The organism is Lysobacter sp. TAB13, from assembly GCF_052113885.1.
GTDB classification, from domain to species: Bacteria; Pseudomonadota; Gammaproteobacteria; order Xanthomonadales; family Xanthomonadaceae; genus Lysobacter; species Lysobacter gummosus.
Genome location: NZ_JBFRDR010000001.1, coordinates 128022 through 147229 on the forward strand (window position 1 = coordinate 128022; position 19208 = coordinate 147229).

Annotated in this window: 13 protein-coding genes; 6 read left to right on the top strand and 7 right to left on the bottom strand. The window is 67.9% G+C overall.

The window, feature by feature from the left end; genetic code table 11:
- Window positions 1-272: 272 nt before the first annotated feature.
- Complete coding sequence (locus AB4Y92_RS00515) at window positions 273-4718, bottom strand: DEAD/DEAH box helicase (protein WP_441818261.1); 4446 nt, start codon at window positions 4716-4718, stop codon at window positions 273-275.
- A gap of 202 nt (window positions 4719-4920) precedes the next feature.
- Here AB4Y92_RS00515 and AB4Y92_RS00520 point away from each other — a divergent pair, with 202 nt between their 5' ends.
- Complete coding sequence (locus tag AB4Y92_RS00520; RefSeq protein WP_441817868.1) at window positions 4921-7362, top strand: heavy metal translocating P-type ATPase; 2442 nt, start codon at window positions 4921-4923, stop codon at window positions 7360-7362.
- A gap of 23 nt (window positions 7363-7385) precedes the next feature.
- Window positions 7386-7838 (top strand): Cu(I)-responsive transcriptional regulator, encoded by a 453-nt coding sequence (gene cueR, locus AB4Y92_RS00525; protein WP_441817869.1) that lies wholly within the window; start codon window positions 7386-7388, stop codon window positions 7836-7838.
- A 22-nt stretch (window positions 7839-7860) separates the two neighbouring features.
- Here the strand turns inward: cueR and AB4Y92_RS00530 are convergent, their stop codons facing one another.
- From AB4Y92_RS00530 to AB4Y92_RS00550, 5 genes are read right to left on the bottom strand one after another with little or no spacing between them, the layout of a single operon-like run.
- The gene (locus AB4Y92_RS00530) at window positions 7861-8616 is read right to left on the bottom strand and encodes an SDR family oxidoreductase (protein ID WP_441817870.1); all 756 of its coding nucleotides are present in this window, start codon (window positions 8614-8616) and stop codon (window positions 7861-7863) included.
- 14 nt (window positions 8617-8630) lie between these two features.
- On the bottom strand, window positions 8631-9437 hold the full coding sequence (locus AB4Y92_RS00535; RefSeq protein WP_441817871.1) for a histidine phosphatase family protein: 807 nt from the start codon (window positions 9435-9437) through the stop codon (window positions 8631-8633).
- A gap of 1 nt (window position 9438) precedes the next feature.
- Window positions 9439-10524: a phosphotransferase family protein gene (locus AB4Y92_RS00540; RefSeq protein ID WP_441817872.1), complete on the bottom strand. Its 1086-nt coding sequence runs from the start codon at window positions 10522-10524 to the stop codon at window positions 9439-9441.
- A complete protein-coding gene (locus AB4Y92_RS00545) occupies window positions 10521-11369 on the bottom strand; it encodes an SDR family oxidoreductase (RefSeq protein WP_441817873.1) in 849 nt (282 codons plus the stop codon). The genes AB4Y92_RS00540 and AB4Y92_RS00545 overlap by 4 nt, the downstream gene beginning before the upstream one ends.
- Window positions 11366-12613: an acyl-CoA dehydrogenase family protein gene (locus tag AB4Y92_RS00550; RefSeq protein ID WP_441817874.1), complete on the bottom strand. Its 1248-nt coding sequence runs from the start codon at window positions 12611-12613 to the stop codon at window positions 11366-11368. The genes AB4Y92_RS00545 and AB4Y92_RS00550 overlap by 4 nt, the downstream gene beginning before the upstream one ends.
- Window positions 12614-12705: 92 nt before the next feature.
- On the opposite strand from AB4Y92_RS00550, the gene AB4Y92_RS00555 reads away from it, so the two are divergent.
- Entirely contained in the window at window positions 12706-13632 is a 927-nt protein-coding gene (locus tag AB4Y92_RS00555; protein ID WP_441817875.1) for a LysR family transcriptional regulator, read from the top strand.
- Between the two features lie 1129 nt (window positions 13633-14761).
- On the opposite strand, the gene AB4Y92_RS00560 is transcribed toward AB4Y92_RS00555, so the two are convergent.
- Complete coding sequence (locus AB4Y92_RS00560) at window positions 14762-15550, bottom strand: TorF family putative porin (RefSeq protein ID WP_441817876.1); 789 nt, start codon at window positions 15548-15550, stop codon at window positions 14762-14764.
- Window positions 15551-15813: 263 nt separating this feature from the next.
- Here AB4Y92_RS00560 and AB4Y92_RS00565 point away from each other — a divergent pair, with 263 nt between their 5' ends.
- The 3 genes from AB4Y92_RS00565 (at window position 15814) to AB4Y92_RS00575 (ending at window position 19193) form a co-directional block, all read left to right on the top strand.
- Entirely contained in the window at window positions 15814-16962 is a 1149-nt protein-coding gene (locus AB4Y92_RS00565; protein ID WP_441817877.1) for a polyamine ABC transporter substrate-binding protein, read from the top strand.
- 4 nt (window positions 16963-16966) lie between these two features.
- Window positions 16967-18142 (top strand): ABC transporter ATP-binding protein, encoded by a 1176-nt coding sequence (locus tag AB4Y92_RS00570; protein ID WP_057942857.1) that lies wholly within the window; start codon window positions 16967-16969, stop codon window positions 18140-18142.
- 193 nt (window positions 18143-18335) lie between these two features.
- Window positions 18336-19193, top strand: a complete 858-nt coding sequence (locus AB4Y92_RS00575; protein WP_235115115.1) for an ABC transporter permease subunit — start codon at window positions 18336-18338, stop codon at window positions 19191-19193.
- The last annotated feature ends 15 nt before the right edge of the window (window positions 19194-19208 follow it).

Below are 19208 nucleotides of genomic sequence, written 5' to 3' on the forward strand. Positions count from 1 at the left end.
GGCGTACCTTGCCATCGCAGCGCGCGAAGACCGCGTCAGTGCGAGAGCAGCGGATTGTCCAAGCGTTCAGTTGCGTCAACGCGGCCGCGCGCCGCGCATGGACGATGCGCGGCGCACGCGCGATGGGATTGGAACAACGCGCGCGCGGCGCGCGGATTGGTTCGCCGGGCGGCGCCTGTTGCATACGCGGCCGTTACGTTGGGTCTACGCGCTTTTAACCCGTCCGACCGTCGTCACGGTTTGAGCCTGAACCGGTCAGATAGCCGCAGTCATCAACTCGAACGCGCGGCGAGATTGCGCAGCGCCTGATCGATGCTCGATTCCGCCGCTGCGCTCGCGCTGCCCGGCCGCCGCACCAGCAGGCGGTGCACTTCGCGCTGATCCTGCGCCTGCAGGGTTTCGATTTCCTCCACCTGCCCGGCCAGCAGGCTCGCCACCGCGACGCCGTCGCGCAGGGCGATGCGCGCGCCGGGAATGCGCGCGACCTTGGTCCCGGCCAGCACGCTGCCGGTGAGGTTCAAGGGATCGGCCGCGGACACGCAGACGATTTCGCCGTCGTGTTCGCGCTGGCGCACCTGACGCAAGGCGTTGACCGCGTCGGGCAAGGCGTATTGCTCGCCGGTCATGCCGGCGATGAAACGGCCGCCGCGGATTTCGCCGCGCGCTTCCAGACGGCGATAAACCCGCAACAGATCACGCCACGGCGGCAGCCAGCCGGCTTCGCGCTGGATCAGGCGCCAGAACACCACGCCGTAGCGTTCGAGCAGGCGCCAGGCGATGTGTTCGATCGCTTCGGCGTCGCGCGCGGCCTGCGCCGGAGCGCTCACGGCATCGGCGACCGGCAGCGGCGCGGCGGCGGTCAGCGACCAACGGCCGGCGTCCTGCAGATCGGTGAGCATCGCGCGGCGGCGGCGATGACCGTGGGTCGAGGCGCGCTTGGACGGCGGCACCAGCAAGGCGCGCAGGCCGGCGAAGCTGTCGCAGGTGATGCGGCCGCGGGTGACCAGTTCGCCCAGCGCTTCTTCCAGTTCGGTGCGCAGCAGATGCGCGGAGTGTTCGAGTTCGTCGAAGAACGAGGCGCCGCGCGATTCCAGCACGCTCAGCACGCGTTGCGCGCGCGAGGACACCGGCGCCGGATCGGCGTTGCGGTCGGCGGCCGCGCGCCAGTCGGGCAAGGCGCGGCGCGGCAGCAGCACGATCGGGGTCTGGCGCACGCTCGGCACGCCCTGCGGCGCGGCGTTGTCGCCGCCGGCGGCGTTGGCGTTCGGACGCAGGCGCGCCCAGGTGATCCGGCCGGCGGCGCACAGTTCGTCGAGCCAGCTGGATTCGTAATCGGCGATGCGCGCCGGCAGCAGTTCGCTTTCCCACACGCAGGCCGGCGCTTCGAATCCTTCCAGTTGCTCCAGCACCGCCTGCAGCGCCTGCGGGCCGCTCATGCGCGCGCGCTTGGACAAATGCTGCCAGTCGGCCAGGAAGCGGGCGAAATCGCGCGGCGCCACCGGTTCGATCTCGCGGCGCAGGCGGCCGACGGTATAGCGGTGGATGCGCGCCAGCAGATGCCGCTCGCACCATTGTTCATCGCCGCCGAGCAGGCTCTCGCGGCTGAAGCGGCCGCGCATCACATAGCCTTCCGATTCCAGGCGCAGCAGCGCCAGTTCGATCTCGCCGGCATCGCGGCGGCTGTCGCGCGCCAGCACCGCGACGGTGGTCGGGCCCAGCGCGGTCAGGCGCGAACGCAACAGATCGATCAGCGCCGATTCGGCGGTCCATTCGGCCTGCGCGTATTCCTCCGGCACCCGCACCGGCGGCGTCGCCAGCGCATCGGGAAACAGCGCCAGCGCCTGCGGCAGGCCTTCGGTCGCGACCCACCACGACGGCTCAGCATCGGATGCGTTCAAGCGCAGCGCGGTGGCGCGGCCGCTGTCGGCCAACTCGCACAACCAGCCCTGCCAGCCGGGCGCCCGGGCTTCTTCCGCGGTGACGTAGCCCAGCCCCATCAGCGCTTCGTGCATTTCGTCGAAATCGCGCACTTCCGGCCAGGCTTCCAGGCGCACCGCGTCGATCGCCTCCGGATCGAGCCGGCCCAGATCGTCGGCGCTGTCGGCCTGGGCGTAACGCCGCGCCATCACCGCCTGGGTGCGGCGCTCTTCGATCGGCGCATCGTCGAGGAAGGCGTAGGGCTTGGCGTTGATCGCCTCGGCCGCGATCGGCGACGGCCCGGTCACGTCGCGGCCGACCACGCGGATCTCGCCGGCTTCCAGCCGCTGCAGCATGCGCAGCCAGCCGGCGCTGTCCATCGCTTCGAACAGGCAATCGTGCAGGGTCTGCGCGACCAGCGGATGCTCGGGCACCTCGCGCTCGCCGACCAGATTTTCCGCGCAAGCGACTTGATCCGGGAACACCGTCGCCAGCAGGTCTTCGCTCTTCATCCGCTGCAACTGCGGCGCCACCTTGCGGCCGCCGACGAAGCGCGGCAACGCCAGCGAGGTGGTCGCGTTCCAGCGCCAGCGCACGCCGAACAAGGGCGCATCGAGCAGCGCCTGGATCAGGACGTCTTGCGCCGAGGCCGAATGCAGATAACGCGCCACCTCTTCCAAGGCGAAGCTGTGCGCGGTGGACAGCGACAGCACGATCGCGTCCTCGGTCGCGGCCGCCTGCAGTTCGAAATTGAACTTGCGGCAGAAGCGCTTGCGCAGCGCCAGTCCCCAGGCCTTGTTGATGCGGCTGCCGTAAGGCGAATGGATCACCAGCTGGGTGCCGCCGGATTCGTCGAAGAAACGCTCGAACACCAGCGTTTCCTGGGTCGGCACCACGCCCAGCACTTGCCGCGTGCGGGCCAGATAGTCGGTCAGCTGCAATGCGGCTTCGGCGTCGAGTGCCAAGGCCTCGCTGAGTTGGCGCGCCGCGCCGGCGGCATCGGCGGCCTCGCTCAGCAGCGCCTCCACCTGCGCGCGCAAACGCGACACGCTGTGCGACAACTCATCGCTGCGGCCGGGCGCTTCGCCGAGCCAGAACGGAATATTGGGCGGCTGGCCCTGCGCATCCTCGACCCGCACCCGGCCCGGTTCCACCCGCAGGATGCGATAGCTGGCGTTGCCGAGCTGGAACACGTCGCCGGCCAGACTCTCGACCGCGAAATCCTCGTTGACGTTGCCGATCACCTGCGCTTCGGGTTCCAGCAGCACCGCGTAGTCGCCGGTATCGGGAATGGTGCCGCCGGACATCACCGCGGTCAGGCGCGCGCCGCGCCGCGCGCGCACGCGCCCGTGCACGGCGTCGCGATGGATGTAGGACGCGCGCGGGCCGCGCCGGGTGGTGAAACCGTCGGCCAGCATGCGCACGATCGCATCGAAGTCCTTGCGCGCCAGTTGCGCATACGGCCAGGCGCGGCGCACCCAGGTGTAGAGCGCGTCCTCGCTCCACTCGCGCGCGGCGACTTCGGCGACGATCTGCTGCGCCAGCACGTCCAGCGGCGCCGGCGGAATCTGCAGGGCGTCGAGTTCGCCGCGGCGCACGCTGTCGAGCAGCGCCGCGCATTCGACCAGATCGTCGCGCGACTGCGGGAACAACCGCCCCTTCGGCACGCCGCCGACATGGTGGCCGGCGCGCCCGACCCGCTGCAGAAACGCGGCGATGGCGCGCGGCGAACCGAGCTGGCAGACCAGATCGACATCGCCGATATCGATGCCGAGCTCCAGCGACGCGGTCGCGACCAGCACCCGCAGTTGCCCGCGCTTGAGCCGCTGCTCGGCGTCCAGGCGCAATTCGCGCGACAAGCTGCCGTGATGCGCGGCAACCGCGTCCTTGCCGAGCCGGTCGGCCAGATGGCGCGCGGCGCGCTCGGCCATGCGCCGGGTGTTGACGAAGACCAGGGTGGTGCGGTGTTCGCCGACCAGCGCGGCCAGACGCGTATAGACCTCGTCCCATTGTTCGTGCGACATCACCGCCGACAGCGGCGAGGCCGGCAGTTCCAGAGCCAGATCGCGCTGCTTGGCGTAGCCGATATCGACGATGGCGCAATCGGGCACGCCGTTCGCATCGACCGCCTCGCTGCCGACCAGGAAGCGCGCGACTTCGATGATCGGCTTCTGCGTCGCGGACAGGCCGATGCGTACCGGCGGCGTGGCGCACAGTTCGCGCAGGCGCTCCAGGGTCAGGCTGAGATGGCTGCCGCGCTTGTCGTCGGCAACGGCATGGATTTCATCCACGATCACCGAACGCACCGTGGACAGCATGGCGCGTCCGGATTCCGAGCCCATCAATACGTACAGCGATTCCGGCGTGGTCACCAGGATATGCGGCGGCCGCTTGCGCATCTGCGTGCGCTCGCCGGCCGGAGTGTCGCCGGTGCGCACCGCGGTGCGGATGCCCGGATCGGGCAGGCCCATGCGCTGCAGTTGCTCGGCGATGCCGGCCAGCGGCGCTTCCAGATTGAGGTGGATGTCGTTGGACAGCGCCTTCAGCGGCGAGACGTAGACCACCGCGGTTTCATCGCGCAGGCCCTGGCCGGCGTTGTCCGGGCCCAGGCCTTCGCGCACCAACTCGTCGATGGCGGCCAGGAACGCGGTCAGGGTCTTGCCCGAACCGGTCGGCGCGGCGACCAGGGTGTTGCGGCCGGCCTTGATCGCCGGCCACGCCAGTTCCTGCGCCTGCGTCGGCGCCGGGAAGGCGGCGCGGAACCAGGCGGCGATGGCGGGATGGAAGTCGTCTAGCACCATGATCGTGCGGTACTCCGGCAGACCGGAAGGATCGTCTCCAGATGGGGGCGATTGTGGCATTGCCTACCGCCTGAACGGCCGCGGCGCGCGCGACCGGTTCGAAGCGGTGAACGGTTCAGCCGCGCTCACGCCGGCCGACGCTTGACCTTCCCATCATGGCAAGGCCCACCCTGGCTGGCATCGAGTCTCCTGGATGTCTTTCATGAATGCGACTGCCTCCTCCCTCCCCGGCCTGCGCCAGCTGCAGGCGCCCATTGCGGGCATGACCTGCGGCTCGTGCGTGGGACGGGTCGAAAAAGCGCTGCGGGCCGTGCCGGGCGTGGATTCGGTCAGCGTGAATCTGGCCACCGAAAGCGCCCGGGTAGCCTTCACCGACGCCGTCTCACCTGCTGAGATCGAGCAGGCGGTCCGCGTCGCCGGTTACACCCTGGTAAGCGAAGAAATCGCGCTGCGATTGGCCGGCATGAACTGCGGCTCGTGCGTCGGCCGGATCGAGAAAGCGCTCAAGGCCGTGCCCGGGGTGCTGGAGGCCTCGGTCAATCTGGCCACCGAGCAGGCACGCGTGCGGGTGGTCGCGGGCACCGAGGTGCCGGCGTTGATCGATGCGGTGAAACACGCCGGCTATGCGGCGGCCTTGGCCGATTCCGCGCAGGCGGGCGCCGAGCCTGCTGATGATGTCGCGGCCGCTGGCGACATCCACATCGCTGCGAGCGCGAGCGCAACCTCGCCCGTCACCCGCGAAACCCGCCACCTGCTGATCGCCGCATTGCTGACCGCGCCGCTGATCGCACCGATGCTGGCGCTGCCGTTCGGCCAGCACTGGATGCTGCCGGGCTGGTTGCAGTTCGCCCTGGCCACGCCGGTGCAATTCTGGCTGGGCGCGCGCTTCTATCGCGCCGCCTGGGGCGCGTTGCGCGCGCGCAGCGGCAATATGGATCTGCTGGTCGCGCTCGGCACCAGCGCCGGTTACGGCCTGAGCCTGTATCACCTGCTGCGCGGCGACAGCGCTGCGCTGTACTTCGAAACCTCGGCCGCCATCGTCACCTTGATCCTTCTCGGCCGCTGGCTGGAAGCGCGCGCCAAGCGCCAGACCACCGCCGCCATCCGCGCCCTGCAGGCGCTGCGCCCGGCCAGCGCGCGAGTGCTGCGCGACGGGGTCGAACACGAGGTGGCGATCGCGCAACTGCGCGTCGGCGATCATCTCGTCGTGCGTCCCGGCGAACGCATCGCCGCCGACGGCCGCATCGTCGAAGGCCGCACCCATGCCGACGAATCGCTGATCACCGGCGAATCGCTGCCGGTCGCGCGCGGCGAAGGCGACCGGGTGACCGGCGGCGCGGTCAACGGCGAAGGCCGGATCGTGGTGGAAACCCTCGCGGTCGGCGCGGAAAGCGCGCTGGCGCGGATCATCCGTCTGGTCGAAGACGCGCAGGCGCGCAAGGCGCCGATCCAGCATCTGGTGGACCGGGTCAGCGCGGTGTTCGTGCCGGTGGTGGTCGTGCTGGCCGTGCTCACCCTGCTCGGCTGGGGCCTGTCCACCGGCGACTGGAACCGCGCCATCCTCAACGCCGTCGCGGTGCTGGTGATCGCCTGCCCCTGCGCGCTCGGGCTGGCCACGCCGACCGCGATCATGGCCGGCACCGGCGTCGCCGCGCGCCACGGCATTTTGATCAAGGACGCGCAGGCGCTGGAAATCGCCCATCGCATCGAGCGGGTCGCGTTCGACAAGACCGGCACGCTGACCGAAGGCAAGCCGGTGCTGAGCGAGTCGATCGCCATCGACGGCGATCGCGATGCGCTGCTGCGCGCGGTGGCGGCGCTGCAATCGGGCAGCGAGCATCCGCTGGCGAAAGCGGTGCTGAGCGCGTTCGACGGCGGCGCGATCCCGGCCGCCACCTCCGTGCGCGCGGTGCCCGGACGCGGCCTGCGCGGCGAAGTCGAAGGCCGCGCGCTGCTGCTCGGCAGCACCCGCATGCTGGAGGAGGCCGGCGCCGATCTGTCGCCGCTGCGCGCCCAGGCGCAGACGCTGCGCGAACGCGGCCACAGCCTGTCGTGGCTGGCCGCGCAGGACGCCGGCGCGCCGCGCGTGCTGGGCCTGCTGGCCTTCGCCGACACGCCGCGCCCCGGCGCCCGGGCCGCGATCGAGCGCCTGCACGCGATGGGCCTGCGCACCGCGATGATCTCCGGCGACCACGCCGGCGCCGCGCAGGCCATCGCCGCGCAACTGGGCATCGACGACGTGCGCGCCGACGTGCTGCCCGAACACAAGGCGCAAGCAGTGGCGGAATTCGCCCGCGACGGCCGCGTGGCGATGGTCGGCGACGGCGTCAACGACGCGCCGGCGCTGGCCGCGGCCGATGTCGGCATCGCCATGGGCAGCGGCACCGACGTGGCCATGCAGGCGGCCGGCATCACTCTGATGCGCGCGCAACTGAGCTTGATCGCCGACGCCATCGCGATTTCGCGCCGCACTACCGGCAAGATCCGCCAGAATCTGTTCTGGGCCTTCGGCTACAACGTCGTCGGCATCGTGCTGGCGATGCTGGGCCTGCTGGACCCGGTGGTCGCCGCTGCGGCCATGGCCTTCTCCAGCGTCACCGTGCTCGCCAATACCTTGCTGCTGCGCCGCTGGAGGCCGGCATGAACCCGATCAAGAGGAAGCCGCCCGTGAACCACAGCGCCATCGCCCCCGAACTCGCCCAGGCCAAGGCCGACGGCCTGCACAACATCGGCGAAGCCGCGCAGCTCAGCGGCGTGAGCGCGAAGATGATCCGCCACTACGAAGGCATCGGCCTGATCCCGGCGGCCCATCGCAGCGTCGCCGGCTATCGTTTGTACAGCGACAGCGACCTGCACCGGTTGCGCTTCGTCAAACGCTCGCGCTCGCTGGGGTTTTCGATCAAGCAGATCGAGACCTTGCTGGGCCTGTGGGACAACCGCTCGCGCGAGAGCGCCGAGGTCAAGCGCATGGCCCTGGATCACGCCGCGGAGCTGGCGGCGAAGATTCGCGAGATGCAGACGATGCAGCGCACCTTGGAGGAACTGGCGCGGCGCTGCCATGGCGACGATCGGCCGGAGTGTCCGATTCTGGAAGACTTGGCGCAGAAGCACCGCGGTTGATTCGCCGAGGCAGGCGCGCCACTCAGTTGAGCTTAGCCACCCAAGCCAACGGCATCCGCTTCATCAGCCAGCCCAGCGGCGCCCACGGCCACCACGGCACGTAGGCCTTGGCTTTTTCCTTGTCGATCGCGCGCACCAGCAAACGGCAGCCGGTGGCTTCGTCGATGATGTGCGGCGTCTGCTTGGCCGGCGACTGGTCGTTCATCTCGGTGCGGATGTAACCGGGGAAGATCGTGCTGACCTTGATCGCCGGCTTGCGCAGCATGTCGGTGCGGATGCCCTCGGCCAGCGAGGCCACGCCGGCCTTGCTGGCGGCGTAGGCGGTCAGGCCGCCGCGCATGCCGCGCATCGCGCTCATCGAGGAAATCAGCACCAGATGGCCCTGCGAGGCATCGCGGAAGATCTCCATCGCCGCCTCGCACTGCGCCAGCGCGGCGAGGAAGTTGGTTTCCACGATGCTGCGGTTCAAGGCGAACTGGCCCTTGCCGATCGGCGCGCCCTGGCCGATGCCGGCGTTGACCACGACCCGGTCGAGGCCGCCCAGTTCATCGCGCAGCGAACGGAATACGCTGAAGACTTCGTCGTACTGGGTGACATCCAGGCTGCGGATGGCGACTCGGATGCCCGGATGCGCGACTTCCAGTTCCGCCTTCAGCGCCTGCAGGCGGTCGATGCGCCGCGCGCACAAGGCCAGGTCGCTGCCGGCGCGGGCGAATTCGCGGGCCATGCCGCGGCCGAGTCCGGAACTGGCGCCGGTGATGAGGATGCGCTTGCGCATGAAAGGTCTCCGGCTCAGCGGTAAGTGACGAGGCCATCGCGCCCGTACAGATGGGCGTGGCCGTTGAAGGTGGACAGGCGCACGCCGCCGCGGGCGAGGTGCAATTGGGTGACGCCGGTGTTGACCAGGGTCCAGCTCAGGCGCATGGCCTGGGCGTCGGACACCTCCAGCAGTTGTTGTACCACCGCCGCGATCGCGCCGCCGGAGGTGAACACCCAGACATTGGCCGCGCCGCCGCCGGCTTCGGCGGCGGCGTGCATCGCGGCCAGGCAGCGCTGCTGGAACGCAAACCAGGTTTCGTCGTAGTCGGCGTCGAAGTCGCCCGAACACCAGCGCGTCATCGCCGCGGCGAACAGCGACTGGAAGGCGCGGCGCGGGTCGGGTTGGGCGCTCAGGTGGGCCACCAGATGGTCGTGATCGGCGTAGTCGGGAGCGTGGCGGGCGATGATTTGCGCGTGGTCGAATTCGTTCCAGCGAGTGTCGATGTGTGGGGTTGATTTGGGTGGTGCGGCGATCTGGGGGCCCCTCACCCCAACCCCTCTCCCGCTAGCGGGAGAGGGGCTAAGTTGTGCTTGATCGGAGGATGCTACTGACGGCGAGTGCTGGGACTTGGCGTCGTACATCGCGCGCAAACATTCCTCCGCCGTCTGCCGATGCCGCCGCATCCCTCCGCAGATCGCGACATCGCCCTCGCCCGCCAACGGCGCCAGCGCGGCGCCGAGCAGGCGCGATTGCTCGCGGCCGCGCGCGCTCAGTTCGTCGTAATCGGCAGCGCCGAACGCGGCCTGACCGTGGCGGATCAGATGGATCGTCGTCGCCATCTCAGCCGCGCTCGCGAGCGATCGCGCGCCGGCAACGCCAGTGCAGGTAATTCACCGACAGCCAGAAGCGCTTGAACGCAGGGTTGCGGGTCTGGCCGTGGTGATAGCGGTAATAGATCTGCTGCGCGATCGCCGACAGCCGGAACAGGCCGTAGACCTCGTAGAACGCCCAACTGCGCGGACGCAGGCCGGTGCGCTGGCTGTAGTAGTCCATGACCTCGCGGCGGGTGAACATGCCGGGAAGATGGGTGGGTTGACGACGGGTGTCGCGGGCCAGGAAATCGTCGTCGGCCTGGACCCAGTACGCGAGCAGATTGCCCACGTCCATCAGCGGATCGCCCAGCGTCGCCAGTTCCCAGTCCAGCACGCCGACGACCCGGGTCGGATCGTTGGCGTCGAGCACCACGTTATCGAACCGGAAGTCGTTGTGGGTCAGGCAGATGGTTTCGTCCTGCGGCAGGTTCGCCTGCAGCCAGTCGATGATCTTGCCGCCGGAGGGGACGTTCCAGGTGCGCGCATCGCGATAACGCTTGCTCCAGCCTTCGATCTGCCGCCGGGTGTAACCGGCGCCGGGCGCGAGCTGCTCCAGGCCGGCGGCGCGGTGATCGACCTGATGCAGCGCGATCAAGGTGTCGAGCACGCGCGTGCACAAGCTGCGCACCTGCTCTGGCGACAACTCCAGCCCGCGCGGCAGGTTCTTGCGCAGGATCAGCCCGTCCAGGCGCTGCATGACGTAGAACTCCGCGCCGATCACCGACTCGTCCTCGCAGTGCGCGTACATCTCCGGCACGAACGGATACACCGGCATCAGCGCGCGCTGGATGCGGAACTCGCGGCCCATGTCGTGCGCGGACTTGGCTTTCTTACCGGCCGGCGGGCGCCGCAGGATCAGATCGTCGTTGTCGTACTGCAGCCGATAGGTCCAGTTCGACGCACCGCCGGTGTACTGCGTGACCTGCGGCGCGCCGCGCAGATGCGGCATGCGCGCCTTGAGCCAGGCATCCACCGCGACGCCGTCGAGTTCCTCGCCGCTGCGCGCGGCGCGCGCGTCCTCGCGCGGCCCGTTGCCGCCGGCGGCCGCACTCATCCTTTGCTGCCCGCCGATTGCGCCTGCTTCTTTCCCGACCCGCCCTTGCCGGCGCGGCGCATCGCCGCTTCGTACAAGCTGTAAGGCAGCAACCGCTTGAGCATCCAGAAACGCCGCGCCGAGGCGTGGGTGAGAATGCGGAACTCGCCGCGGGCTACGCCGGCGCGGATCTTGGCCGCGATCTCTTCCGCGCCGATCGAGGACTCATCGACCAGCTTGCGCATCCAGCGCGCATAACGCGGATCGCGGCTGCGCAGGCTTTCGCTCAGGTTGGTGCGGAAAAACGCCGGACAGGCCACGCTGACGCGGATGCCGGCCGATTCCAGCTCCGCCTTCAGCGTTTCCGACAAGGCCACCACCGCGGCCTTGGTCGCGTTGTAGGCGCCGGCATAGGGAGGATGGATCAGCCCGGCCATCGAGGCGATGTTGAGCAAGGTGCCCTGCCCCTGCTTGCGCATCAGCGGCGCGAACACCTTACAGCCGCGCACCACGCCGAGCAGGTTGATGTCGATCATCCACTGCCAGTCGGCGATCGGCATCGCCTCTACCGGGCCCATGTCGGCGACGCCGGCGTTGTTGACCACCAGGTCCACGCCGTTCCAGTTCGCCTGCAGCCAATCGGCGGCGGCTTGCAGGTCTTCCTCGCGGGTCACGTCGCAATGCAGGTAGTGCGCCTGCGCACCGGCATCGCGCAACGCCGCCAGGGTTTCTTCGCCGCGCGCGGCGTTGACGTCGCCGATGCACACGCGCGCGCCTTCGCGCGCATAGCCTTCGGCGAGCGCGCGGCCCAGGCCGGAGGCGCCGCCGGTGATGAAGACGCGTTGTCCTTGGCCCGCGGTGCTCATGCGGCCTCCTTGCGGCTACGGCCGAGGCCGTACTTGGCCAGTTCCATGCGCGCGACCATCGCGCTGTGCACCTCGTCGGGACCGTCGGCGATGCGCAAGGCGCGCGCGATCATGAACAATCCGGTCAGCGGCACGTCGTGCGAGACACCAGCGCCGCCGTGGATCTGGATCGCCTGATCGACGATGGTCTGCAGCATGTTCGGCGCGATCACCTTGATCGCGGAAATTTCCGTCATCGCGTTCTTGACTCCGAAGTTCTGGATCTTCCATGCCGCATACAAGGTCAGCAGCCGCGCCTGATCGATGGCCATGCGCGCCTGCGCGACGCGTTCCAGATTACCGCCCAGGCGCAGGATCGGCTGGCCGAAGGCTTCGCGCGAGCTGCCGCGGCGGATCATCAGTTCCAGCGCGCGTTCGGCCGCGCCGATCGCGCGCATGCAGTGATGGATGCGGCCCGGCCCGAGCCGGCCCTGGGCGATGGCGAAACCCTGGCCCAGGCCGAGGATCAGCTGATCGCGCGACACCCGCACGTTGTCGAACACGACCTCACCGTGGCCGTAGGGCGGATCGTATTCGCCGAAGGTCGGCAGCATGCGTTCGATGCGCACGCCCGGCGCGTCCAGCGGCGCCAGCACCATGCTATGGCGCGCGTGCGGCGCGGCCTGCGGATCGGACAGGCCCATGAAGATCGCCAGCTTGGCTTCGGGATGGCCGATGCCGGTGGACCACCATTTGCGCCCGTTCAACACCAACCAGTCGCCGTCCTCTTTGACTTCGGCCTGCATGTTGGTGGCATCGGAAGACGCCACATCGGGCTCGGTCATGCAGAACACCGAGCGGATCTGCCCGTCCAGCAGCGGCCGCAGCCACTGCGCTTTCTGCGCGTCGCTGCCGAAGTGGTGCAGCACTTCCATGTTGCCGGTGTCGGGCGCGTTGCAGTTGAAGATTTCCGCGGCGAATTCGTAATGCCCCATCGCCTCGGCCAGCGGCGCGTATTCCAGCACCGACAGGCCGGCGCCGAGTTCGGCGTCGGGCAGAAACAGATTCCACAACCCGGCTTCGCGCGCCAAGGTCTTGAGCTGGGCGATGCGCGGGTGCACGCGCCATTGCCGCCAGTCGGCGCCGGCGTTGGTCTGCGCGTTCTCGCGCCGGTACTGGGCATCGAAGGGGGCCACGTGTTCGGCGATGAAGGCCTGCAGGCGTTGCAGATAGTCCTGGGTGCGCGCACTGGGTGCGAAGTCCATCACGGAAATCCCGAACGCCGGAACGGCCCGGCTGCGGACCATCCTAGGCGCCGGACCGGCATGAATGAAGTGATATTTGCTAACGTCCGGCTATGAACCAGATTCATACCCGGACCGACCAGCTCGACCTCAACCTGCTCAAGGTGTTCGAGGCCGTGCACCGCGAGCAGAACCTCAGCCGCGCCGCGCAGTCGCTGTACCTGACGCCGTCGGCGGTGAGCCACGCGCTGACCCGGCTGCGCCAGCACTTCGGCGACCCGCTGTTCGTGCGCGACGGCCGGCGCATGAGCCCGACCCCGTCCTGTCAGCGCATCGCTCCGCAACTGATCGACACCCTGACCCGGCTGCGCGAACTGCTGCAGCACTGGGACCGCTTCGACCCGGCGCACACGCGCCAGGCCTTCCGCGTCGGCATGCCCGACGCGACCGAGAGCGCCCTGCTGCCGGCGCTGGCGCAGACCCTGCACGCGCACGCCCCCGGCGCGACCTTGGCCAGCGTGGCGGTGGCGCGGCGCGAGCTGGGCCGCGAACTCGCCGCCGGCCAGGTCGATCTGGCCGTGGACGTGGCCTTGCCGATCAGCGAACCGGTACGGCACCAGCCGCTGTTCCAGGACGGTTTCTGCGTGATGATGCGCGAGGGCCATGCGCTGTCGAAGCGCCTGAGCCTGAAGCAGTACCTGCAGGCGCGGCACGTGGCGGTGTCCACGCGCGCCAGCGGACAGGTGATCGAAGACATCGCCTTGCTCAACCTGGGTTTGCAGCGGGTCATCGCGTTGCGCTGTCAGAACTACCACTCGGCGTGCGAAGTCGTCGCTCAATCCGATGCCTTGCTGACCATGCCGGCGGGCTTGGCCGGACGCATCGCGGCGAACGCGCACTTGCGGCGGGTGGCGGTGCCGTTCGTGCTGCCGGCGGCGCAACTGCATTTGTATTGGCATGCCAACAGCGAGTTCGAACCGGCGAATCGGTGGTTGCGCGAGGTGGTGATTGGGGTCTGCGAGCGGGGGTTGTTTGGGTGAGGTGGCGCGGCGCGCTTGCGTCGAGGCGCCTGCCGGAATCCATCTTTCGATTGCCGTTTGCTGAAAGCCACACTTGAAGTTGCGGAGCTGATTGCGGCTGCGGCGCGGCTCGTTGCCGTTTGCCGTTTGCCGTTGCCGTTGCCGTTGCCGTTGCCGTTGCCGTTGCCGAGATTTTGCTTTGCCTTGGCTTCGCTTTGCTGTGCTTCGGCTGTTGCTGTTGCCGGGCGTCGCTTGTAACTCGCGAGATCAGGGACACCCGGAGGGCGGCGCACATGGACGTGCGCCGGGTCCCGCCGTGGGCAGGATGCCCACTGCGGGACCTGCCTGCGCAGGCACCGCACTCGTGGCTCTTGATTCGAAACAGCTAAAGCCCTTTCTTTGGTTACTTTCTTTGTGGCTTTGGACAAAGAAAGTGACCCGCCGCTCTATGGCGGAAGCGTTTGGCGTTTGATCTTGCTCTCGCCCTTGCTTGAGGCTTCTTTTGCTCGTCATTCCCGCGAAAGCGGGAATCCAGCGGCTTCAAGCGTTCTCGCACGAAAGGCCCTGGATTCCCGCGTTCGCGGGAATGACGGTAGGAGGGAGTGCGCAGGACTGGTTGTTTCGATCAGGGCGGTTGGGCTCTTAGAAGCTTCAACCAGGATCAAACGCTACAAGCAAGATCAAACGCTAAACGCTTCCGCCATGGAGCGGCGGGTCACTTTCTTTGTCCAAAGCGACAAAGAAAGTAACCAAAGAAAACGCTTTGGCTGTTTCGAGTCAAAAGCCACGAGTGCGGTGCTTGCGCAGGCAGGTGCCACATTGGGCATCCTGCCCAAGGTGGCACCCGGCGCACGTCCATGTGCGCCGCCCTTCGGGTGTCCTTCGGTCTCGCGAGTTACTAGCGGCGCCAGGCCAGAGCTAAAGCAAGAACGGAAAAGCGAAAACGGAAGCAAAGGCAAAAGCAAAGGCGAAGGAAAGCGACTGCACAGTCGGCAGCAACCGCAACAACGAAACACGACGGTTACGATCGCAGCCGGTGGAGATCAAGGCGATCGGAGCGGAAAGCATCGGGGCTGAAGCCCCTCCTACAACAGACTTCGCGGATCGCGGTGCTGAAGCTACGCGAAAACCATCGCGGCCCAATCACCCTCTAAAACTTCCACCCCACCGTTACCGCCAACCTCCCATCCGCCAACTTCGCATCATCCAACGCCTCCGCCAACTCAGGCCCATAGCTGGACGTGTCCGTGTACTGCAACTCCGCATGCACCGGCCCGAAATCCTTCGTCAATGCCAGCAGGTAATCGTTGTAGCTGTCGCCCGCCGCATCCTCCAGATCGTAATAGCCGATCTGCGCCTTGAGCCCGAAACCGCTTTCGCCCAGCGGCCACTCGCCGCCGGCGTTCCAGTAATAGCCTTTGCCGCCCAGGCCGAAGATGTCCGGCGAGTACGCCAGCCCCACGTGGTAGTACTCGGCGAAACTCAACGTGCCTTCCAGCTCGGTGTAGTCGTAGTCGAACCCCGAACGCGCACCCGGATAGGCGGCGCGGGTCAGGACCACGTCCAACTCGAGGCCGGGGCGCAGTTCGCCGGCCCAGCCGATGTAGCCGTCGAGTTCGTAATGGATGCCGTCGTTTTCTTCGTCGGCGGCGGTGAAGTCGATGCTCGAACCCCACAGGCCGACGTAGAAACCGCTGCGGTGTTCCAGGTTGATTTCGGCCTGCAAGGCCGGGTCTTCCTGGGTCTGCGACACGCCGCGCCAGATGTAGTCGCTGAGCACGCTGACGCCGCCGCGCACCGACCACGGCCGTGCCTCGCCGGTCTCGGCGGCGTCCTGCGCCGCGGCCCACGACGGCGCTAGGGCCAGGGCCGCGGCCATCAGCACGGTGAACACCCGCCGGCGCGGCGCGGGCGAGCGGCGTTGCAAGACGATCGGCATCACGTTTTCTCCCTTCAACGCCGCCGACGGACGGCAGCCGATGACGATACTGCACATCAAACCGACGCAAGGGAACGCGCCGGCGCAGCCCGCGAACGAAAATGAGCAACCCGCTTGCGCAAGATCGACCTCGGGCAACCCACCGGGCCCGGCCCGGGCGCTCACCGCCCCGCGATCGCCCCTTCGCGTTGACACCGCGCGAACAGGCTCCGAACATCCTCGCCAGTACCCGGCCGCCCGTGCCTGCTTCCAGGAGATTCACCGTGAACCTGCGCCTCGCCCCGCTCGCCTGCGCCCTGTTGCTCACCGCTTGCGGCGGCGGCAAGCCGTCCGACGCCGACGCTCCCGCGGCCCCGGCCGGGGCCGAGCAGAAGGTGCTCAACGTCTACAACTGGTCGGACTACGTCGCCGACGACACGGTGAAGAACTTCGAGACCGCCAACGGCATCAAGGTCAACTACGACGTCTACGACGCCAACGAAACCCTGGAAAGCAAGCTCAGCGCCGGCGCCTCGGGCTACGACGTGGTGTTCCCCTCGGCGCGGCCGTTCGCCCAACGCCAGGTCAAGGCCGGGCTGTACGCGGCGCTGGACAAGAGCAAGCTGCCCAACTGGAACCATCTGGACCCGCAGTTGCTGGAGAACCTGGCCGCGATCGATCCAGGCAACGCCCACCTGGTGCCGTACATGTGGGGCACCACCGGCCTGGGCGTCAACGTCGATAAGGTGCGCGCCGCGCTCGGCGCCGACGCGCCGCTGGATTCGTGGTCGCTGCTGTTCGATCCGGCCAACGCGGCCAAGCTGCAGAAGTGCGGCATCACCGTGCTCGACGACGATCAGGAAACCTTCGGCGCGGCGCTGATCTGGCTGGGCCGCGATCCCAACGCCGGCGCCGCCGACGAGATCGACGCGGTGCGCAAGGTCTATTCCGCGATCCGTCCGTTCGTGCGCACCTTCAACAACGCCGAATACAAGGACGCCTTCGCCAACGGCGATGCCTGTCTGGTCATGGGCTATTCCGGCGACATCGCCCAGGCCAGCACCGATGCCTTCGATGCGGCCAAGAAGGCCGGCACGCCGCTGCCGAACCTGCGTTTCGTCATTCCGAAGGAAGGCGCGATCCGCTGGGTCGATGTGATCGCGGTGCCCAAGGACAGCAAGCATCCGGGCAACGCCCACGCCTTCATCAATTATCTGCTCGATCCCAAGGTCGCCGCGCAGATCAGCAATCACGTCGCCTACGCCAGCGCCAACAAGGACGCGACCAGTCTGGTCGATCCGGCCATCGCGCAGGATCAGGGCGTGTATCCGCCCGAGTCGGTGCGCGCCAAGCTGGTCGATCCCAAGTCGCTGCCCGAGGACGTGCAGCGTCAGCGCGTGCGCGCCTGGACCAGCATCAAGAGCGGGCACTGAGCGCGTGTCCGCGCCCGTCCCCCGCTCCGCCGCCGCGCCGGCCGCGCGCGAACCCTGGCGCGATCCGGCCGCGCAGCCGTTCGTGCGCATCGAAGGGGTGACCAAGACCTTCGGCAAGGTCTACGCCTGCGACGATATTTCCCTGGACGTGTACCGCGGCGAGTTCTTCGCCCTGCTCGGCGGTTCAGGCTCGGGCAAGAGCACGCTGCTGCGGGTGCTGGCCGGGTTCGAGTCGCCCGATCGCGGGCGCGTGCTCATCGACGGCATCGACGTGACTGATCTGCCGCCGTATCAGCGCCCGGTCAATATGATGTTCCAAAGCTACGCGCTGTTCCCGCACATGAGCGTGGCGCAGAACATCGCCTTCGGCCTGAAGCATTCCAGTTCCAGCGCGGACAAGCTCGGCGCCGGCGAAATCCGCGACCGCGTGCAGGCCATGCTGGAACTGGTGCGCATGCCGCAACTGGGCAATCGCAAGCCCGACCAGCTCTCCGGCGGCCAGCGCCAGCGCGTGGCCCTGGCGCGTGCGCTGGCCAAGCAACCCAAGCTGTTGCTGCTGGATGAGCCGCTGGGCGCGCTGGACAAGAAACTGCGCGAACATACTCAGTTCGAATTGGTCAGCATCCAGGAACGTGTCGGCACCACCTTCATCATGGTCACGCACGACCAGGAAGAAGCCATGACCATGTCCTCGCGCATCGCGGTGATGGACACCGGCCGCATCGTCCAGGTGTCTACGCCGGCGGTGTTGTACGAATATCCCTCGACCCGCTTCGTCGCCGAGTTCATCGGCGGCATCAACCTGCTCGACGGGCGCGTGCTGTCGCACGACGAAAGCACCGGGCTGTTGCGCATCCAGTGCGACGGGGTCGGCGAGGAACTGCTGGCGCGCCATCCCGATCCGCTGCCGGAAGGTACCGCGGTCGGCATCGCGGTGCGACCGGAAAAGATCGACGTGCACGAGACCCGGCCGGAGGGGATGGAGAACGCGGTGGCCGGCAAGGTTCGCGATATCGCCTATCTGGGCGATGTCTCGATCTATCACGTGCAGACCGAGGCCGGCGCGACCTTGCGCGTGCAGGAGACGCATGTGGCGCGCAGCTCCGAGCCGCATTACGACTGGGACGATACTTTGTGGTTGTCTTGGGATGCGGGGAGTGCGGTGGTGTTGACGTCATGAACGCTTCGGCCGTGAGCGTCGTCGTGGGAGCTGCTGCGAGGGCTCGGTTGTGAGCGCGCGCGAGGAGAGGGAGAAAGACCGGGGGGTTTGGGGTTTCTGGGGTGATGTCGTTTATAACCTCTTCGGTTGGTTCCGCGCCGTAGGCGACGAATTCCGCACCCGCCGCGGCCGCCTGTTGGTCACCGCGATCCCGATGCTGTGGCTGGCGCTGTTCTTCTGCGTGCCGTTCCTGATCGTGCTGAAGATCAGCTTCGCCCAGGCCGTGTTCGGGCAGGTGCCGCCGTATACGCCGCTGCTGGAAACCACCGCCGACGGCGCGACTTCGCTGCGCCTGCATATCGCCAACTACGCCGCGCTGCTGGCCGATCCGCTCTATATCGCCGCGTATCTGAAATCGCTGTTGTTCGCCAGCATCTCGACCCTGTGCTGCCTGCTGCTGGGCTATCCCATCGCCTACGGCATCGCGCGCGCGCCGCGCATGCTGCGATTATTGCTGCTGGTGCTGGTGATCCTGCCGTTCTGGACCAGTTCGCTGCTGCGCACCTACGCGCTGATCGGCCTGCTGCGCGCCAACGGCATCGTCAGCCAGGCGCTGGCGTGGCTGGGCGTGATCGAGCCCGGCGAAGCGGTGCTGCATACCGATCTAGCGGTGTACATCGGCATCACCTACAACTACCTGCCCTTCATGATCCTGCCGCTGGCGGCGACGCTGATCCGCCTGGATTTCACCCTGCTGGAAGCCGCCGCCGACCTGGGCGCGAAACCCTGGCAGGCGTTCGTGCGGGTGACCTTGCCGCTGTCGCTGCCGGGCATCCTCGCCGGCACCTTGCTGGTGTTCATTCCCGCGGTGGGCGAATTCGTAATTCCCGATGTGCTGGGCGGCCCGGACGCGCTGACCATCGGCCGCGTGCTGTGGACGGAGTTCTTCACCAACCGCGACTGGCCGCTGTCGGCGGCGATCGCGGTGGCGATGCTGTTGTTGATCGTGTTGCCGACGCTGTTGTTCGAATACGTGGAAAACCGCCGCGTGGCGCGCGAGGCGCAGTCGTGAACCGGCGTCCGTTCG